The sequence below is a fragment of the Shinella zoogloeoides genome (assembly GCF_030733845.1).
Lineage (GTDB): Bacteria > Pseudomonadota > Alphaproteobacteria > Rhizobiales > Rhizobiaceae > Shinella > Shinella zoogloeoides_C.
This window is the reverse complement of sequence record NZ_CP132311.1, coordinates 1,368,626-1,386,437: the sequence shown is the minus strand read 5'-3', so window position 1 is coordinate 1,386,437 and position 17,812 is coordinate 1,368,626. Positions and strand designations below refer to the sequence as shown.

At 63.3% G+C, this 17,812-nt stretch carries 18 protein-coding genes and 1 tRNA gene; 10 read left to right on the top strand and 9 right to left on the bottom strand.

Features of this window, described 5'->3' with window-relative positions:
* Positions 1–161: 161 nt before the first annotated feature.
* The gene (gene ilvA, locus Q9316_RS07885) at positions 162–1,409 is read right to left on the bottom strand and encodes a threonine ammonia-lyase (RefSeq protein WP_306034640.1); all 1,248 of its coding nucleotides are present in this window, start codon (positions 1,407–1,409) and stop codon (positions 162–164) included.
* A gap of 128 nt (positions 1,410–1,537) precedes the next feature.
* Here ilvA and Q9316_RS07880 point away from each other — a divergent pair, with 128 nt between their 5' ends.
* From Q9316_RS07880 to Q9316_RS07860, 5 genes are all read left to right on the top strand, one after another.
* Positions 1,538–2,992, top strand: a complete 1,455-nt coding sequence (locus Q9316_RS07880) for a TrkH family potassium uptake protein (protein ID WP_306034639.1) — start codon at positions 1,538–1,540, stop codon at positions 2,990–2,992.
* Between the two features lie 80 nt (positions 2,993–3,072).
* On the top strand, positions 3,073–3,651 hold the full coding sequence (locus Q9316_RS07875; RefSeq protein ID WP_306034638.1) for a hypothetical protein: 579 nt from the start codon (positions 3,073–3,075) through the stop codon (positions 3,649–3,651).
* A 124-nt stretch (positions 3,652–3,775) separates the two neighbouring features.
* Positions 3,776–4,420, top strand: coding sequence for a DUF47 domain-containing protein (locus Q9316_RS07870; RefSeq protein ID WP_306034637.1), 645 nt, complete (start codon positions 3,776–3,778; stop codon positions 4,418–4,420).
* On the top strand, positions 4,420–5,427 hold the full coding sequence (locus tag Q9316_RS07865) for an inorganic phosphate transporter (protein ID WP_306034636.1): 1,008 nt from the start codon (positions 4,420–4,422) through the stop codon (positions 5,425–5,427). Before Q9316_RS07870 ends, Q9316_RS07865 begins: the two co-directional genes overlap by 1 nt.
* 267 nt (positions 5,428–5,694) lie before the next feature.
* A tRNA-Leu gene (locus Q9316_RS07860) sits at positions 5,695–5,779 on the top strand.
* A 309-nt stretch (positions 5,780–6,088) separates the two neighbouring features.
* Here Q9316_RS07860 and Q9316_RS07855 read toward each other — a convergent pair.
* The 8 genes from Q9316_RS07855 to wrbA all read right to left on the bottom strand — a co-directional run bounded on the left by Q9316_RS07855 (position 6,089) and on the right by wrbA (position 10,135).
* Positions 6,089–6,226, bottom strand: a complete 138-nt coding sequence (locus Q9316_RS07855) for a hypothetical protein (RefSeq protein ID WP_306034635.1) — start codon at positions 6,224–6,226, stop codon at positions 6,089–6,091.
* 193 nt (positions 6,227–6,419) lie between these two features.
* Positions 6,420–6,617 (bottom strand): hypothetical protein, encoded by a 198-nt coding sequence (locus tag Q9316_RS07850; RefSeq protein WP_306034634.1) that lies wholly within the window; start codon positions 6,615–6,617, stop codon positions 6,420–6,422.
* Between the two features lies 1 nt (position 6,618).
* On the bottom strand, positions 6,619–7,467 hold the full coding sequence (locus tag Q9316_RS07845) for a prohibitin family protein (protein ID WP_306034633.1): 849 nt from the start codon (positions 7,465–7,467) through the stop codon (positions 6,619–6,621).
* The gene (locus Q9316_RS07840; protein WP_306034632.1) at positions 7,457–7,588 is read right to left on the bottom strand and encodes a hypothetical protein; all 132 of its coding nucleotides are present in this window, start codon (positions 7,586–7,588) and stop codon (positions 7,457–7,459) included. The genes Q9316_RS07845 and Q9316_RS07840 overlap by 11 nt, the downstream gene beginning before the upstream one ends.
* Positions 7,585–7,935: a hypothetical protein gene (locus Q9316_RS07835; protein WP_306034631.1), complete on the bottom strand. Its 351-nt coding sequence runs from the start codon at positions 7,933–7,935 to the stop codon at positions 7,585–7,587. Before Q9316_RS07835 ends, Q9316_RS07840 begins: the two co-directional genes overlap by 4 nt.
* A gap of 142 nt (positions 7,936–8,077) precedes the next feature.
* Complete coding sequence (locus Q9316_RS07830) at positions 8,078–8,521, bottom strand: hypothetical protein (protein WP_306034630.1); 444 nt, start codon at positions 8,519–8,521, stop codon at positions 8,078–8,080.
* A gap of 238 nt (positions 8,522–8,759) precedes the next feature.
* Positions 8,760–9,020, bottom strand: coding sequence for a tyrosine-type recombinase/integrase (locus tag Q9316_RS07825; RefSeq protein WP_306034629.1), 261 nt, complete (start codon positions 9,018–9,020; stop codon positions 8,760–8,762).
* A 515-nt stretch (positions 9,021–9,535) separates the two neighbouring features.
* Complete coding sequence (gene wrbA / locus Q9316_RS07820; protein WP_306034628.1) at positions 9,536–10,135, bottom strand: NAD(P)H:quinone oxidoreductase type IV; 600 nt, start codon at positions 10,133–10,135, stop codon at positions 9,536–9,538.
* A gap of 170 nt (positions 10,136–10,305) precedes the next feature.
* Here wrbA and Q9316_RS07815 point away from each other — a divergent pair, with 170 nt between their 5' ends.
* The 5 genes from Q9316_RS07815 (at position 10,306) to Q9316_RS07795 (ending at position 17,774) form a co-directional block, all read left to right on the top strand.
* Positions 10,306–11,061 (top strand): competence/damage-inducible protein A, encoded by a 756-nt coding sequence (locus tag Q9316_RS07815; protein WP_306034627.1) that lies wholly within the window; start codon positions 10,306–10,308, stop codon positions 11,059–11,061.
* Positions 11,062–11,125: 64 nt separating this feature from the next.
* Complete coding sequence (locus tag Q9316_RS07810; protein ID WP_306034626.1) at positions 11,126–11,968, top strand: universal stress protein; 843 nt, start codon at positions 11,126–11,128, stop codon at positions 11,966–11,968.
* A 113-nt stretch (positions 11,969–12,081) separates the two neighbouring features.
* Positions 12,082–12,579 (top strand): xanthine phosphoribosyltransferase, encoded by a 498-nt coding sequence (gpt, locus tag Q9316_RS07805; RefSeq protein ID WP_306034625.1) that lies wholly within the window; start codon positions 12,082–12,084, stop codon positions 12,577–12,579.
* 483 nt (positions 12,580–13,062) lie between these two features.
* The gene (locus Q9316_RS07800; RefSeq protein ID WP_306034624.1) at positions 13,063–13,296 is read left to right on the top strand and encodes a hypothetical protein; all 234 of its coding nucleotides are present in this window, start codon (positions 13,063–13,065) and stop codon (positions 13,294–13,296) included.
* Positions 13,297–13,958: 662 nt separating this feature from the next.
* On the top strand, positions 13,959–17,774 hold the full coding sequence (locus Q9316_RS07795) for a vitamin B12-dependent ribonucleotide reductase (RefSeq protein WP_306034623.1): 3,816 nt from the start codon (positions 13,959–13,961) through the stop codon (positions 17,772–17,774).
* Positions 17,775–17,812 lie beyond the last annotated feature (38 nt).

Sequence of the window (17,812 nt, the reverse complement as noted above, 5' to 3'; positions counted from 1 at the left end):
CGATTGCTAGAGCATTTCCGCTTTTCCTCGAATCGCGAAAACTCCCTATCTCCTTGTTTTCACGCAATTGCGGACGCAAAACCGCTGCGCACTTTTGCTGCAAATGCTCTAGCACAGGCGGCAGCGCCCTCCAAGGGGAGAGCGTCGCCGGACCCATGCCCCTAGATGATAAGATTTGCGAGGATTTCGTTTTCGGTAATGTCCTGATAGCGCATGCCGGCCGCGTCGAAGGCCTTCTTGAGCGCTGCGAAATTCTCCGGTGCCTTCGTCTCGATGCCGATCAGGATCGAGCCGAAATTGCGGGCGGATTTCTTCAGGTATTCGAAGCGGGCGATGTCGTCGTCCGGTCCGAGCATGTTCAGGAAATCGCGCAGCGCGCCGGGGCGCTGGGCAAGGCGCAGGATGAAGTATTTCTTCAGTCCCGCATGACGCATGGCGCGTTCCTTGACATCAGGCAGGCGCTCGAAATCGAAATTGCCGCCCGAGACGACGGCGACCACCGTCTTGCCTTCCAGCGCCTCGCGGCCGAGCGCATCCAGCGCCGTCAACGATAGTGCGCCGGCCGGCTCCAGCACCACGCCCTCCACGTTCAGCATGTCGATCATCGTCACGCAGATGGCGTTTTCCGAAAGCAGCATGACCTGGTCGGCCGAAAACCGGCTGAGCGCTGCGAAGTTGAGCGCGCCGATCTGCCCGACCGCGGCACCGTCGACAAAATTGTCGACCTGGTCGAGCGTCACCACGGCGCCGCTTTCGAGGCTCCGCTTGAGGCTCGGTGCGCCGGCCGGCTCGCAAAACAGGAAGCTCGACGGTCCCATGTCCCCCTCGAGATAACCGGTCACGCCCGAGGCAAGCCCGCCGCCGCCGACCGGAAGGACCACCAGGTCCGGCAGCTTGCCCTCACCGAGCTGTGCGACGATCTCCGCCGCCACCGTCGCCTGCCCTTCGATGATATCGGCATGGTCGAAGGGCGGCACCATCAGCGCGCCGGTCGCCTCCGCATGGTCGCGGGCGGCCTTGTAGCACTGGTCGAAGAAGTCGCCGACAAGCTTGATCGTCACGAACTCGCCGCCGAATATGCGCGTCTTGTCGATCTTCTGCTGCGGCGTCGTCACCGGCATGAAGACCACGCCCGGCACGCCGAAATGGCGGCAGACGAAAGCGAAGCCCTGTGCATGATTGCCGGCCGAGGCGCAGACGAAGCTGCGCGCGCCATCCGCCTTCGCCAGAACCTTGCGGAAGAAGTTGAAGGCACCCCTGATCTTGTAGGAGCGCACCGGCGAAAGGTCCTCGCGCTTCAGGTAGATCTCCGCGCCGTAGCGGGCGGAGAGATGTTCGTTGAGTTGGAGGGGTGTTTCTGGAAAAAGCCCGCGCAAAGCTTCGCAGGCTGCGTCGACGTCCGGTTTCATGCCGCTCGATGCCATCCTTGAGTTTGGACAATGCAAAGGCTATTGCATATCGCGGCGACGGACACCACCCGTCCCGGCCGCGCGGCCTTTAGCGACGAGAACTTGAGCCAGCCGGCAGGACCCCTTCCTTGAACGCCACGATCTTCCGGTCCGCCATCAACATTGCCGCCATCAGCGGAATCTATCTTTCCGTGGCGATGCTCGTTCCGGCCTTCATCGACGTCTATTACGGACATCCCGATTCGGAGGTTTTCTTCCTCTCCGCCTTCTTCACGGGCGGCCTCTCGCTCGCCACGGCCGCCGCGACGCGCGCCGGCCCGCCGCCGTTCAACAAGCGGATGGGCTTCCTCGTGGTCAACCTGCTCTGGCTGAGCGCGTCGATCATCGGCGCGATCCCGCTCTGGCTGTCCTCGCTCGACCTCACCTTCGCGCAGGCCTTCTTCGAATCGGTCTCGGCAATCAGCACCACCGGCTCCACCGTCATCACCGGCCTCGACCATGCACCGCCCGGCATCCTGATGTGGCGCTCGCTGCTGCACTGGCTCGGCGGCATTGGGATCCTCGCGCTCGGCCTCTTCATCATGCCGTATCTGCGCGTCGGCGGCATGTCCTTCTTCAAGCTCGAATCGTCCGACACCGCCGACAAGCCCTTCGCCCGCATCGCAAGCTATACGCGCGCCTTCCTCGCCATTTACGTGGCGATCACCCTCATCTGCGCCGTCGTCTACGCCGCGCTCGGCATGAACCGCTTCGACGCGCTGAACCACGCCATGTCCACGGTCGCCACCGGAGGGCTCTCGACGCACGACTCGTCCTTCGGCTACTTCAAGAGCCTGCCCCTGCTCTGGGCCGCCACCTTCTTCATGACGCTCTCCAGCCTGCCCTTCTCGGTACTGATCCTCTTCGTCGTGCGCGGGCGCGTCGATGCCTGGCGCGACCCGCAGATCCGCGTCTTCCTCGGCTATCTCGTGCTGTTCGCGATCGCGGCCAGCGTCTTCCAGCGCCTGCAGAACGGCGTCGACTTCCACGAGGCGCTGGCCCATTCCTTCTTCACCGTCTCCTCGATCCTCTCGACGACGGGTTTTGCCAGCGACGACTATACGCAATGGGGCCATTTCATCGTGGCGCTCGCCTTCGTCGCCACCTTCATGGGCGGCTGTTCGGGCTCGACGGCGGGCGGTCTCAAGGCCTACCGCCTGATCATCCTCTTCAACTTCATCCGCACCGGCCTCTACCGCCTGATCTATCCCAACGGCATCCATGCCGTACGCTACGGCCCAATGACGGTCGATGCCGACCTGCAGCGAAACGTCTTTCTGTTCTTCCTCACCTATATCGCGGTGGCGGCTTTCGCTGCGATCACGCTCGCCCTGCTCGGTTACGACGTCCTGACATCGATTTCCGCGGCGGCCACGTCGCTCTCCAATGTCGGTCCCGGTGTTACGCAGGCGATTGGCCCTGCCGGGACGTTCGCCGGTTTTCATGACGCAGCGCTCTATGTGCTGTCCTTCCTCATGCTGCTCGGCCGTCTCGAAATCCTCACTGTCCTCGTCATTCTGACGCCGCTGTTCTGGAAAAACTGATTTAGGGCAGCCTCCCGGGCGTTCTTGACTGTTGTCGCGCTTCTACGCATCCTGCCGCCATCCGGCTGGAGGAAGTCTGAATGTCCGTGTCGAAGTCCCTGTTGCGTATGACCTTTGCCGCCGCGCTCGCGCCGACGCTCGCGCTTGCCGGCCCGCTTGCCGATGCGGCGAAGAAGGCGGAGGAACAGGCCGCAGCCGGCGATACGGTCGGCGCGCACAACACGATCCGCGATGCGTTCGGCACGTTCGCCGCCACCCTGCCCTTCTCGATCGGCAAGGCCGTCTTCGTCTCCGCCCCGCCGGAGGGATACGGCATGTACGCGGCCCGGCCGGAGGCGAACTTCAAGGCAGGCGAAGCGCTGATCTCCTATGTCGAACCGGTCGGCCTGACCTGGCGCCCCGCCGATGGCGGGCTTCTGGAATCGCACTTCACCGTCGATCTCGAACTGCTAGACCCGAAGGGCACGAAGCTCGCCGAACAGAAGGCTTTCGGATCCTTCGACTTCAAGGGCAGCGTGCGCAACCAGGAAGTCTTCGCCAAACTGACGCTCAATCTCAGCGGCCCGCCCATCGGCGACTACGTGCTGCGCTACCGTTTCCGCGACACCGCCAGCGGGGCCGTCGCCATCAGCGAGCAGCCGTTCAAGATCGTGCCTTGATCATTCTTTTATCCGTTTACCGAGAGCCAAGAGAATTGTGACAAGCGGCGAATCAACGCTTTCCAGCGCCTTCCCGCTCAATTATGACAGCCGCATGACAACCCCAGCCACGTAAGGGGCATCCATGCTTTCGCTGTTTCGCAAACTCATGCCGCGCGAAGACCGTTTCTTCGATCTCTTCGAGCAGCATTCCCGTACCGTCGTCGGCGCCGCCGAATCCCTCCGCGCGGCCCTTGCCGGCGGTCCCGACCTGGAAAAGCACTGCGACCGCATCGTCGAACTGGAGGACCAGGCCGACGACATCACACGCGAAGTGCTGCTCGCCGTCCGCCGCTCCTTCATCACCCCCTTCGACCGCGGCGACATCAAGGACCTGATCCAGTCGATGGACGATGCCATCGACATGATGCACAAGACGGTGAAGACCATCCGCCTCTACGAGCAGACGGATTTCCAGCCCGGCATGCAGGAAATGGGCGAGGCCGTCGTCAAGGCGGCGCATCTCATCGCCGAGGCCATTCCGCTGCTCGACAAGGTGGGCGTGCATGCCGGCCGCCTCAGCGCCATTGCAGAGGAGGTCACACGCGTCGAGGGCCGTTCGGACGAGCTGCACGACCAGGGCCTGAAAGACCTCTTCAAGCGATTCGGCAAATCCGATCCGATGTCCTACATCATCGGCAGCGAGATCTACGGGGAACTCGAAAAGGTCGTCGACCGCTTCGAGGACGTCGCCAATGAAATCAGCGGTATCGTGATCGAGAACGTCTGATGGACGCCACACTCGCCTTTCCGCTGCTGGTCGGCCTCGTCGGCATCGCGCTGCTGTTCGATTTCCTGAACGGCCTGCACGACGCCGCCAACTCGATCGCCACGATCGTCTCGACGCGCGTGCTGCGCCCGCAATATGCCGTCATGTGGGCGGCCTTCTTCAATTTCATCGCCTTCCTGTTCTTCGGCCTGCATGTCGCCGAAACGCTCGGCAAGGGCATCATCGATCCCTCCATCGTCAGCCCGCTGGTCATCTTCGCGGCGCTGATGGGCGCGATCATCTGGAACGTCGTCACCTGGATCTTCGGCATCCCGTCAAGCTCCTCGCATGCCCTCATCGGCGGGCTCGTCGGCGCGGGTCTCGCCAAGACCGGCTTCGACGCCGTCGTCTGGAGCGGCCTCATCAAGACGGCGAGCGCCATCTTCCTGTCGCCGGCCATCGGCTTCTTCCTGGCGCTGATCCTCGTCCTCACCGTCTCCTGGCTCTTCGTGCGCCAGACGCCCTTTGCCGTCGATCGCACCTTCCGCGTCATGCAGTTCATCTCGGCCTCGCTCTATTCGCTCGGCCATGGCGGCAACGATGCGCAGAAGACCATGGGCATCATCGCCGTCCTGCTATACTCGCAAGGCTATCTCGGCGGCGAGTTCTACGTGCCGTTCTGGGTCGTCATCACCTGCCAGGCCGCCATGGCGCTCGGCACGCTGATGGGCGGCTGGCGCATCGTGCACACGATGGGTTCGAAGATCACCCGCCTCAACCCGATGCAGGGCTTTTGCGCGGAGACCGGCGGGGCGATCACGCTCTTCGGCGCCACCTGGCTCGGCATCCCGGTCTCGACCACGCACACGATCACCGGCGCCATCATCGGCGTCGGCGCCGCCCGCCGCGTCACCGCCGTGCGCTGGGGCATCGCCGGCAACATCGTGATTGCCTGGATCGTCACACTGCCCTCGGCCGCGGTGATCTCGGCCGTGTTCTATTGGGTGTTCAACGCGATTTCAGGATAGCGAAGAAGCTTGCAGGGCTTGGAAACGAGCCCTGCTTTGAACAGCGCTTGCTGGTGCGGGCGGCGGGGATCGAACCCGCACAGCCAAGGCCGAGAGATTTTAAGTTTTCTGTGAGAACACCGGAACGCCGGTATCTCAGGCGGTTGAGGTCCCTTGCGGGGTCACAAATGGCACACATGCCGGCCACCGTGGTCACGGGTTGGTCACAAGTTTTGGACACCGTTTGACCGGCTCCGAAGCAGCGGATATATGGGCTTCTGCTGGTGCGCGGACGTGATGGAATGGTAGACATGAGGCACTTAAAATGCCTTGGCCGTGTGCCGTGCGGGTTCGAGTCCCGCCGTCCGTACCAAGCTCCCGACTGAACCATAGGAGGGCCGTCTTCATCCGCTCCCGGTCTGGCGGTGTTCGGTCCTCAATGTCGTCCATGATGATCAAGTCGCGCTCTCTCACTGGACGGTCCCCCACGGCGCCGGATCGGCGTTCCGTTTGCAAAGCGGGCGCTCATGCTGCTCTCCGCCAATTCCGATTGCGAGGGTGCGAGCCGCCGAAGCGGCCCGAGGGGTGTTCATCATGATCTCCATCAGGAGGCGCTTGGTGTCTCTGTATGTGAGGCCCGCCCGATTCGCGAGAATGTGGACGCCAACGCGGTTCTCGGCCATCACTTCCAGCCTTTCAGGGCGTTGATTGCTCGGGCGATCATGCGCGGCTGGAAAAACTTCGCGACCAACTTGCCGCACTCATATTTCCGAGCCAGATCGGCCCATTGGGCTTGCGGCCCCCTGACAGGATCGGGCATCGCGGTCTCCGGGGCGTAGCAGTAATTTCCCCGGTAGAACCGGCAGTCTTTGCAGAACTTCAAGGGACTTTCCCTCCCTCCAGCGCGACCCAAAACGTCACGCACGGAACCAGATTGACACACAGGCGGCGATTGAATGGGGACCAATGGGCCCCCATCCAAAAGCTGGCGAAGCGGAACAGGACGCCGAACTTCATTCGTCGCCGGTCTGCCAGTCATGGACCACCACGGCCTTCTCGACGGGACCGCCGTCTTGCGAACGCTCCATCGTGATCGCCGGGTTCCGGCCGAGCTTGTGCTCCCAGTACCGGATGGCCTCGTGCTTCACGGTGAAATGGGCGATGGCTTGGAAGTCCTCGTACAGGGTGTAGATGTACTTGGATCGCGCCATGTCACTTCCCCACATTGACGAACGGAACCGACGAGCCGGGCACCATCGTGGTCGGGAGCACGCCGCTCCAGCGTTCGACGGCGGTGAGGTCCACGAGGGACGGGTTGTCCCGGAGCGCCGCGCCCTTGGCCCGGATCGCGTCGGCTTCCGCTTCGCCCCGGAGACGGGCGGCATCGGCGTCGGCCTGCGCCTGCGCACGGGTGGCGTCGGCCGTGGCCTTCGCGGCGGTGACGGTGATCTCCGCCTGCACCTTCTCGCGCTCGGCGTTCTGGCGGAGCTTCTGGACCTCGATCTCGGCGCTCATGCGCTCTTCGATCTTGGCCTCGTAGGCGTCGGAGAAGTCGATGTTCTCGATCTGCACCGCCTCGATCACGACAGGGCCCTCCACGGCCTCCTGCAAGGCGAACTGGATGTCAGCCGTGAGCTTGGCCCGCTCGGTGATGGCGCGGGACGCCGTGTAGCCGCCGAACGTGTTCTTCACCGCCGCCATGAGCTTGCGCTCGACCAGCCGGCTCAGGAGGTTTTCCTCGGTGCCGTACTCGGCGTAGACGAGGCCCGCCTTGTCGCCGGGGATCGCATAGTTGACCGAGACCGCGAGCGTGGCCGTCTGCTGGTCCGCGCTGTAGCTCGGGATGGCCTCGTAGGACTTCGCCTTCGAGCGGGCGTCGATGGTGGTCACGCCGTCCACGAACGGCATCTTGAAGTGGAGACCGGGGTCGGCAACGTAGGCGATCTGGCCGTTGCGGGTGACGACGCCGCGCTCCCCCTGATCCACCACGAAGAAGGAGCCGAACGAGAGGGCAGCGATTGCGAGAGCGGAGACACCGAGAGCGACGATTTTAACGGACATTGCGTTTTCCTTTTTTGGTGGAGGATTTGGTGGGGATGGAGTTGAGGAACTGGACGACGGCGTAGATGCCGAGGGCGAAGACGGCCACGATCACGGCGCGGCCGATGAGGGCGGAGATCATGCGAGCCAGTCGCGGACAGCGGCGCGGAATGCGTCCGTGTCGCCGGGGTTGGCGCGGGAGAAGCGATGCGCGAGGGCTTCACGGGGCACTTCTTCGGGCTCCCACTGGCCTTCGAGCCCGTAGCAGGAGCAATGTCCCCCGTGCACCTCGTAGAGGAGCCCGTCCGCAGCCTGATAGATAACGGCAGCCGAGCCGCTGTAGTCCTCGTAGGTGTATTCGGCGGCGATGATCACGGCCCCTTCAAGGGCCTCGGACGGGGCGTCGAAGTCCCGGATGATCGCGGCTATGTCTTCCCCGGCCCAGTCCCCGAAGAGTGGGAGAGCGGAGGCGGTCTCTTGATGTTGCATTGGTTTCTCCAAAGAAAAAGCCCCGCTTAGGGGGCCTTGAGGGGGATGTATCGTGCGGCAGGGCGGGCACCTTTGACCCACGGCGGCTGGACTTTCCGCCACCACTCGCCCCACCTGAAAACTTCGCGCGAGCGTTCCCGCGTCATGCGGTCCCGGCGATCTCGTCAGCGATGATCATGTCCGCGCGGGTGCCGACAAGTCCGGGCGCGAGGCCGCGCAGGGTTACCGGGTGGAACCGGCCGGCCGACCATTCGGCTTCCCCATCGGTGGCAATGACGCATTCGAGGCCGAGGCTGTCGAAGACGTGACCGACGACCGTCTTGCAGTCCTCGAAAGAGTAGTGGGACCGGACGCCGCCGCGCTGGAGATCGTTCATCGACTGCATGAAGACGCCGAGGGCGTTCAGAGCGTCCGTGGTCAGTTCGACCGCCGCCACGTCACCGGGGATCAACGAGAGGGTTTCGGTCGCCGGATGGTACTTGAAGGGGACCGCGCCCCACTCGGCATCCACGAGCTTGCCGGAGATCGCGAGGATGGCACCAAAGCCCTGCGGCGGGTGGACGAAGCATTCGAGGTCTTTCAGCATGTGATTTCCCTTTCGTTGGACAAAGAAAAAGCCCCCGGTGGTGGCCGAGGGCTTGGAGGAAGAACAGTTTTGGTGGTGGGCTAGTGGGGGCTAAACGGACCCCATGGCCAAATCCCCACTGCATTGAGCAGGAGGATCACGGCGGAGAGGACGAATAGCCAACTAATAGGCTCTTTGAGGAAGTCTCGGGGCATTTGGGGCCTTTGCTATGGGGTCGAGTGGGACCCCTTAGCAGCGGCTAGGCCGAGGCGACAAGCTCCAGATGCGGGGGCTTGGGCTTTGCCTCCAGAACATGCACGATCTCCTCAAGCGAGGTCGGCTTGATCTGCATGTAGCGCATGGTCGTGACGATGGCCGTGTGCCCCATCCATTCCATGACGCGCTTCACGTCCACGCCGCCGAGGACGAGACGGGTGCAGCAAGTGTGGCGCAGCGTGTGCGGGGTCACGTCGGGCATGCGCTCTTCAAGCTCGATCTGTTGCTGCATGAGGTCGGTCATTTTGTTCTCAATCCGTTCTGGTTAGGCATATAGTCACATCGGCCTTTGGTTGGGAAGGTGCGATAGGATTTTATTCACACGATCAGGCCGGCTGTGGATAAGCGCTGCGGCGGGGATGGATTGGGCTACGGGTCACGGCGGGGCTCCTAGTTGGACACAGGATGGTCACCAATCGGGCACTCGTGTCCAAAACCGCGTTTGGTCACAAAATTTTGTTCCGATAAGGGGACTATTTTGGAAAAAGAAAAAGGGCCCGCAACGGGGCCCAATTCAGCTTGGTTTCTCAGGGGTTGAGGGCGATTGCGCCGGGATGGTTTCGGTACCGGGACTACTCTCTGCGGATTTTAAGTCTCTTGCGTCTACCAGTTTCGCCACGCCCGCTTGCAGGAGTGGGTAACTGACGCAGTCAGTGGGATCAAGAGGCCGGTCACGGCAAGCCTGTTTTCAAACACAAAAAAGGGTGCGGCCCCTGACGCTGGCCGCACCCTCTTCTTCAGCGACGTTTCAGGAGAACGTCAGGCCGAAAGCTTGCCGGCGATCTTGGCGACGTGGGCGCCCTGGTAGCGCGCGGCTTCGAGTTCGATTTCGGAAGGCTGGCGCGAGCCGTCGCCGCCGGTGATCGTGGAGGCGCCGTAGGGCGAGCCGCCCTTGACCTCTTCGAGGCCCATCTGGCCCTGGAAGGCATAGGGCAGGCCGACGACGACGAGACCGTGGTGCATCAGCGTCGGGATGAAGCCGAGGATGGTCGATTCCTGGCCGCCGTGCTGGGTGGCCGACGAGGTGAAGACCGAGCCGACCTTGCCGACCAGCTTGCCCTGCGCCCAGAGGCCGCCGGTCTGGTCCCAGAAGTTGCGCATCTGCGAGGCGACGGTGCCGTAGCGCGTGCCGGCGCCGACGATGATGGCGTCATAGCCCGCAAGCTCGTCGACCGTAGCGATCTCGGCCTTCTGGTCCATCTTGTAGTGAGAAGCCTTGGCGACGTCTTCCGGCACCAGTTCCGGCACCCGCTTCACGGTCACTTCGGCACCGGCCGACTTTGCGCCTTCCGCCATGGCATAGGCCATCGTCTCGATATGGCCGTAGGCCGAGTAGTAAAGAACCAGAACTTTCGCCATCGTCGTCTCCTGTTGCAAAGGGGCTTTCCGCTTGATTGCGGCGTCGCCTTGGATGTAGCACTTTGCGGTGGCGCCGACACAGGAGCCGCCCGGTCGACAGACTGTTCACCTGCCATTGACAATGCCGCCGCTTCCGGTCGGCATTTCTGTCCGAAATTCAGAGAGCGCCCATGAGTTCCAGCCCTATCGCCACCGCCGCCATGCTCGCCATCGGCGACGAGCTTCTCTCCGGGCGCACCAAGGACAAGAATATCGGCCAGCTCGCCGACGTGCTGTTCCTGGCCGGCATCGATCTCAAGGAGGTGCGGATCGTCGGCGACGACGAGGACGCCATCGTCGAGGCGCTGAATGCGCTGCGGGCGCGCTATACCTATGTCTTCACCTCCGGCGGCATCGGCCCGACGCATGACGACATCACCGCGGACGCCATTTCCAAGGCCTTCGGCGTGCCGTGCCTGCACGATGCGCTTGCCATGCAACTGCTCGGCGCCATGTATGAAAAGCGCGGCGTCGAGTTCAACGAGGCCCGCCAGCGCATGGCCCGCATGCCCGAGGGCGCCGTCCACATCGAGAACGTCGTCTCGACGGCACCGGGCTTCAACATCGGCAATGTCTATGTCATGGCCGGCGTGCCGCAGGTCTTCACCGCCATGCTGAGCACAATCGTGCCGAAACTTCAGGGCGGCCAGCCGATGCTCTCGCGTTCCGTCCCCTCGCCCTTCGGCGAAGGCGATATCGGCAGCGCGCTCGCCGAAATCCAGAAGAACCATCTCGAGACCAGCATCGGCTCCTATCCGCGCTTTTCGGAAAACCGCTTCTCGACGGAAATCGTCATCCGCAGCCGCACGGATGCTCCGGCGGAAGCGGCCGAACGTGATATACTGGCGATGATCGCCGAAATCGCCGCCGCCAAGGCGGTCTCTTGATCCGGATCAAGGTGTTGGCGGCATGGCGGGCGCAGGCTTCGTAAAGCGAAAACAGGAGGCCGAAATGACCTACAAGACCATCGTGGCGGTGCTGAGCGCCGCCGAGGACGCCGGCAAGGTGACGGACCACGCGCTGGCGCTGGCGCGCCGGACGGGTGGGCATGTCATCGGCATCCATGCGGAGATCCCGGTCGTTGTCACGCTGATCGCACCCATGGAATATCCCGATCCCAATGCCGTCATGGACCTGCAGGAGCGCGCCCAGCGCCAGTCCCGCGAAGTCGAGCAGGCATTCCGCTCGCGCTGCGAGCGCGACGACATCTCCTATGAATGGCGTCTCTTCACCGGCACCGCCGGCTATGCCTCGGCGGGCGTCATCGACAGCGCCCGCGGCGCCGACATCGTGATTGCCGGACAGTTCGACCCCGACGTCGACGGCCCGTCGCGCGAAGACATCGAGGACATGCTCTACGAAAGCGGTCGCCCCGTCTATCTCATCTCCAACGCGCCGTCCGGCCCCGCGCCCATCGAACGCGTGCTGCTCGCCTGGAACGGCTCGCGGGAATCGGCACGCGCCGCCTTCGACGCCCTGCCCTTCCTCACGTCTGCCCGGGAAGTCGAGATCTTCACCGTCGATCCGCCCGAGAACATCATGCAGTCGCGCGATTTCTGCGGGGCGGAACTAGCCGCCACCCTTGCGCGCCACGGCATCAAGACCACGGTCACCTCCGGAGCCTCTGACGGCCATTCGGTGGCCGATGCATTGAACCGCCGCGCGACGGAAATCGATGCCGGGCTCATCGTCATGGGCGCCTACAGCCATTCCCGGCTGCGCCAGCGCCTCTTCGGCGGCGTCACCAGCGCCATGATGCGCAATGCCCGCGTGCCGACGCTGATGTCGAGATAGGCCGAAACGGCTGTGGATCGCCCGGTTTTCGCGACCGGGCGACGATTTCCTTGGCGGGCAAACTGCATTAGAGAGGTGGAATCTTCTTTTTCCGCCTATCAGGAGCCCCTGTCATGTCGCTGCCCGACAAAGCCTTTCCCGTATCCTGGGACCAGTTCCACCGCGATGCGCGCGCGCTCGCCTGGCGGCTGGCCGATGGCGGGCGTGAATGGCGGGCGATCGTCTGCATCACCCGCGGCGGCCTGGTGCCCGCCGCCATCGTCTCGCGAGAGCTCAACATCCGCGTCATCGAGACGGTCTGCGTCGCCTCCTATCACGACTATGTTTCGCAGGGCGAAATGCATGTGCTGAAGGGCATCTCCCCGGAACTGAGCCAGGAGGGCGGCGAAGGCATCCTCATCGTCGACGACCTGACCGACACCGGCAAGACCGCCGCCGAAGTGCGCGCCATGCTGCCGAAGGCGCATTTCGCCGCCGTCTACGCCAAGCCGAAGGGCCGACCGCTGGTCGATACCTTCGTCACCGAGGTCAGCCAGGACACCTGGATCTATTTCCCCTGGGACATGGGCTTCACCTATCAGGAGCCGATCGCCAAGGGCACGAACGGCTGACACGCCGACACTCTTTCAAACGATGATCTCACGGCAAGCCGGCGGGCCGTCCCGCCGGCTTAATCTTTCCGCAATTCCCGCTCACGATGATGCCTGTTTTTACCGCCCGGCTCGATCGCGGAAGGCACAGGCAACCATGTGGCAGGCAAGGCGGGCATTCGCGGCAACTTTCATCGCCGCCGCGCTCCTTACCGGCCCCGCCGAAGGGCAGACGGATATCCGCACCAGCGCCGTTACTGACTACGTCAACGCCAATGTCCTGCCCTGGCTGCAGGAGCCGGCGATCGTCAACGCGATCCTGGCGCAAAACGCCGCCCATGCGGGACTTGGCCAGGCAGAGATCGATGAACTGGATGCGAGCTGGCGGAGCGAGCTTTCCGCCGCGAAACGACCGATGATCGATGCCCAGCTCTCCAACCCCCTGTCGCTCTATCTCAAGGGCCGCCAGCGCGCCGCCGAGGGCTGGTCACCGAAATCTTCGTCATGGACAATCGCGGCCTCAACGTCGGCCAGAGCGACGTCACCTCCGATTACTGGCAGGGCGACGAAGCGAAATGGCAGATCGCTTTCGGCGCGGGCACGCTCCATGTCGAGGAGGCGGCGCGGGACGAGTCCACCCAGCTCATGCAGTCGCAGGCCAGCCTCCCCATCCGCGACCCGCAAACCGGCGCGGTGATCGGCGCCATTACCGTCGGCCTCAATCTCGACGCGCTCTAGGCGAACCGCTCAATCGGCCCGCGTGTTCTGATCCTGACCTTACGGAAGGGAATCACTTTATCCACGGATCACAGCTTGATCTGAATGGCTATTCCTCGAAGTCGCGAGAGCAAAAAAAGCCGTCTTTTCACCCGTGATTTTTTTTGCTTTTCCACAGTCGCATCGCACGCCGCCTCACCTTTCGGCACGAACCCGCTGATTTTTCAGGCCTTGGGGGATGTCCCCATTTTCCACAGATGGCAGCCACAAGATATAGAGTTCAAACTTCGTTCACAAACCAGCCCTTGACGGGAATCGGCCTGATGGGGTTAATGAAAACCAAGTTGCGGCGGCGACTGGACCGTATTGTTACGAGGTCGGTCCTCCTCTCGAAATCGCGTTTCCATGCGCATGTGGCTGGCGGATGATCCGTCTGCCGCAAGGGTGCTTTCTGCGCCCGGTTTCCAGTGCGCCTGCGTGACCTTTAGGTCTGGAAAAAAGAAGCTGTTGATACTATATTTAGTGTTTGCAGCCATACTCATCGCAAGATACAGGAACTCGAGATCAATCGGGTTTCCCGCACGGACTGGATGATTTGGGCTGGCTGCAATTGCATTGCGGCCGGACGGGGATAATTGCGCCCTGTTTTCAAGGCAGGATGCGGCAGCGAAGGACAACGGACAATGCGCATAGAACGTCGTTTCACCAAACCCGGCCAGTCGGCCTATGCGGAGATCGAATTCCGCAAGGCCGTCAGCGAGATCAAAAACCCGGACGGCTCCATCGTGTTCCGCCTGGCCGACATCGACGTGCCGGCGCAGTTCTCCCAGGTCGCCGCCGACATCCTCGCCCAGAAGTATTTCCGCAAGGCCGGCGTACCCGCGCGCCTGAAGAAGGTCGAGGAGAACGACGTTCCCTCCTTCCTGTGGCGCTCCGTACCCGACACCGACGCCCTGAAGGCGCTGCCGGAAAATGAGCGGTATGGCTCGGAAACCGACGCCCGCCAGGTTTTTGACCGCCTCGCCGGCACCTGGACCTACTGGGGCTGGAAGGGCAAGTATTTCGCTTCCGAGGAAGACGCTGCCGCCTTCAAGGACGAGCTTGCCTACATGCTCGCCACGCAGCGCGTCGCCCCGAACTCGCCGCAGTGGTTCAACACCGGCCTGCACTGGGCCTACGGCATCGACGGCCCCGGCCAGGGCCATTTCTATGTCGACCCCTTCACCGGCAAGCTCACCAAGTCCAAGTCCGCCTACGAGCATCCCCAGCCGCACGCCTGCTTCATCCAGTCCGTCGAGGACGATCTTGTCAACGAGAACGGCATCATGGACCTTTGGGTGCGTGAAGCGCGCCTGTTCAAGTACGGCTCCGGCACCGGCTCCAACTTCTCGCATCTGCGCGGCGAAGGCGAAAAGCTTTCGGGCGGCGGCCGCTCCTCCGGCCTCATGAGCTTCCTGAAGATCGGCGACCGCGCCGCCGGCGCCATCAAGTCGGGCGGCACGACGCGCCGCGCCGCCAAGATGGTCGTGGTCGACATCGACCATCCCGATATCGAGGACTACATCAACTGGAAGGTCAAGGAAGAGCAGAAGGTGGCAGCGCTCGTCACCGGCTCGAAGATCGTGGCCGGCCACCTCAAGGCCATCATGAAAGCCTGCGTCAATTGCTCGGCCGAAGGCGACCGCTGCTACGACCCGGCGGAGAACCCGGCCCTCAAGCGCGAGATCCGCGCCGCCAAGAAGAGCCAGGTTCCGGAAAACTACATCAAGCGCGTTATTCAGTTCGCCAAGCAGGGCTACAAGGATATCGAGTTCAAGACCTACGACACGGACTGGGATTCGGAAGCCTATCTCACCGTTTCCGGCCAGAACTCCAACAACTCCGTCTCGCTGAAGGACGATTTCCTGCGCGCCGTCGAGAATGACGGCGACTGGAACCTGACCGCCCGCAAGGACGGCAAGGTCATGAAGACGCTGAAGGCCCGCGACCTCTGGGAACAGATCTCCTACGCCGCCTGGGCGTCGGCCGATCCGGGCCTGCACTTCAACACGACGATGAACGACTGGCACACCTCGCCGGCTGCAGGCCCGATCCGCGCCTCGAACCCGTGCTCGGAATACATGTTCCTCGACGACACGGCCTGCAACCTCGCCTCGCTGAACCTGCTTCAGTTCAAGGATGCAGCCACCAAGAACATCAACATCGCCGACTACGAACACGCCGTCCGCCTCTGGACCATCGTGCTCGAAGTCTCGGTCATGATGGCGCAGTTCCCGTCGCGCCAGATCGCGGAACGCTCCTACGAATACCGCACGCTCGGCCTCGGCTACGCCAATATCGGCGGCCTTTTGATGTCCTCGGGCATTCCCTACGATTCGACGGAAGGCCGCGCCATTGCCGGCGCGCTGACCGCGATCATGACGGGCGTTTCCTATGCGACATCCGCCGAAATGGCGAGCGAGCTCGGCCCCTTCCCGAACTTCGCGCCGAACCGCGACAACATGCTGCGCGTCATGCGCAACCACCGCCGCGCGGCCTATGGCCAAACGGCCGGCTACGAGCAGCTTTCGGTCAACCCGGTCGCGCTCGTTCATGACGAGTGCCCGGACCAGACCCTCATCGTTCATGCCAAGGCTGCCTGGGACAAGGCCGTCGAACTCGGCGAGAAGCACGGCTACCGCAACGCCCAGACGACCGTCATCGCGCCGACCGGCACGATCGGCCTCGTCATGGACTGCGACACGACCGGCATCGAGCCCGACTTCGCGCTGGTGAAGTTCAAGAAGCTCGCCGGCGGCGGCTACTTCAAGATCATCAACCGCGCCGTTCCCGAAGCCCTGCGCACGCTCGGCTATTCGGAAAGCCAGATCGCCGAGATCGAGGCCTATGCGGTCGGCCATGGCAACTTCAACCAGGCGCCGGCCGTCAACCCCGGCTCGCTGAAGGCCAAGGGCTTCCCGGACGACAAGATCGAAGCCGTCAATGCCGGCCTGAAATCCGCCTTCGACATCAAGTTTGCCTTCAACCAGTGGACGCTGGGCGCCGACTTCCTGAAGGAGACCCTGAAAGTCTCCGACGAGCAGCTTTCCGACATGTCCTTCAACCTCCTGGAGCATATCGGCTTCACGAAGAAGGAGATCGAGGCGGCGAACATCCATGTCTGCGGTGCGATGACGCTGGAAGGCGCGCCCTTCCTCAAGTCCGAGCACCTGCCGGTCTTCGACTGCGCCAATCCGTGCGGCAAGATCGGCAAGCGCTACCTGTCGGTCGAAAGCCACATCCGCATGATGGCGGCCGCCCAGCCGTTCATCTCGGGCGCCATCTCCAAGACGATCAACATGCCGAACGAGGCGACCGTCGAGGACTGCAAGAACGCCTACATGCTCTCCTGGAAGCTCGCGCTGAAGGCCAACGCCCTCTACCGCGACGGCTCGAAGCTCTCCCAGCCGCTGAACGCCTCGCTGATCGAGGACGCGGAGGACGAGGACGATGCGATCGAGGCGCTGGTCGCGGCCCCCGCTGCCGCCCAGGCCGTGCAGGTCACGGAAAAGATCGTCGAGAAGATCGTCGAGCGCTTGGTGCGCGACCGTGAGAAGCTGCCGAACCGCCGCCAGGGCTACACCCAGAAGGCCGTGATCGGCGGGCACAAGGTATATCTGCGCACCGGCGAATTCGGCGATGGCCGCCTCGGCGAGATCTTCATCGACATGCACAAGGAAGGCGCCGCCTTCCGTGCGATGATGAACAACTTCGCCATCGCCATCTCGCTCGGCCTGCAATACGGCGTGCCGCTGGAAGAATATGTGGAGGCCTTCACCTTCACGAAGTTCGAGCCGGCCGGCATGGTCATCGGCAACGACGCGATCAAGAACGCGACGTCGATCCTCGACTACGTCTTCCGCGAGCTTGCCGTCTCCTATCTCGGCCGCCATGACCTTGCGCATGTCGACACGTCGGACTTCTCCAACACGGCGCTCGGCAAGGGCATCCAGGAGGGCAAGACCAACCTGATCTCCACCGGCTGGACGCGCGGCCACAAGCCGACGCTCGTCCAGGGCGGCCAGAGCGAGCGCGCGCTCGGCGAACCGAAGGGTGCCGCCACCGCCGCGCCTGCAAAGGCCTCGTCGGCCGGCAACGTCACCGCCTTTGCCGGCAACGCTGCCCGCAAGCTGGAACCGGCGACGGCGGTCGCCACCTCCGAGATCGTCGCCTTCAAGCGCGACTACGAGGAACGCGCCGCCGAGCTTGCCGAGGAGATCGCAGAGGAAGTCGCCGACGACGCCCCCGAAGGCATCACGGCCCTCTTCTCCGACAAGGCAGCCGCCGACGCCGCCAGCGCCAAGGCCGACGCCAAGAAGCTCGAAACCGAACGCCGCATGCGCTCGATCGCCCAGGGCTACACCGGCAACATGTGCTCGGAGTGCCAGAACTTCACCATGGTGCGCAACGGCACCTGCGAGAAGTGCGACACCTGCGGCGCGACGAGCGGCTGCAGCTAAGGACCGCCGGAGAAAATGTCATGGAGAAGCCCGGGAGC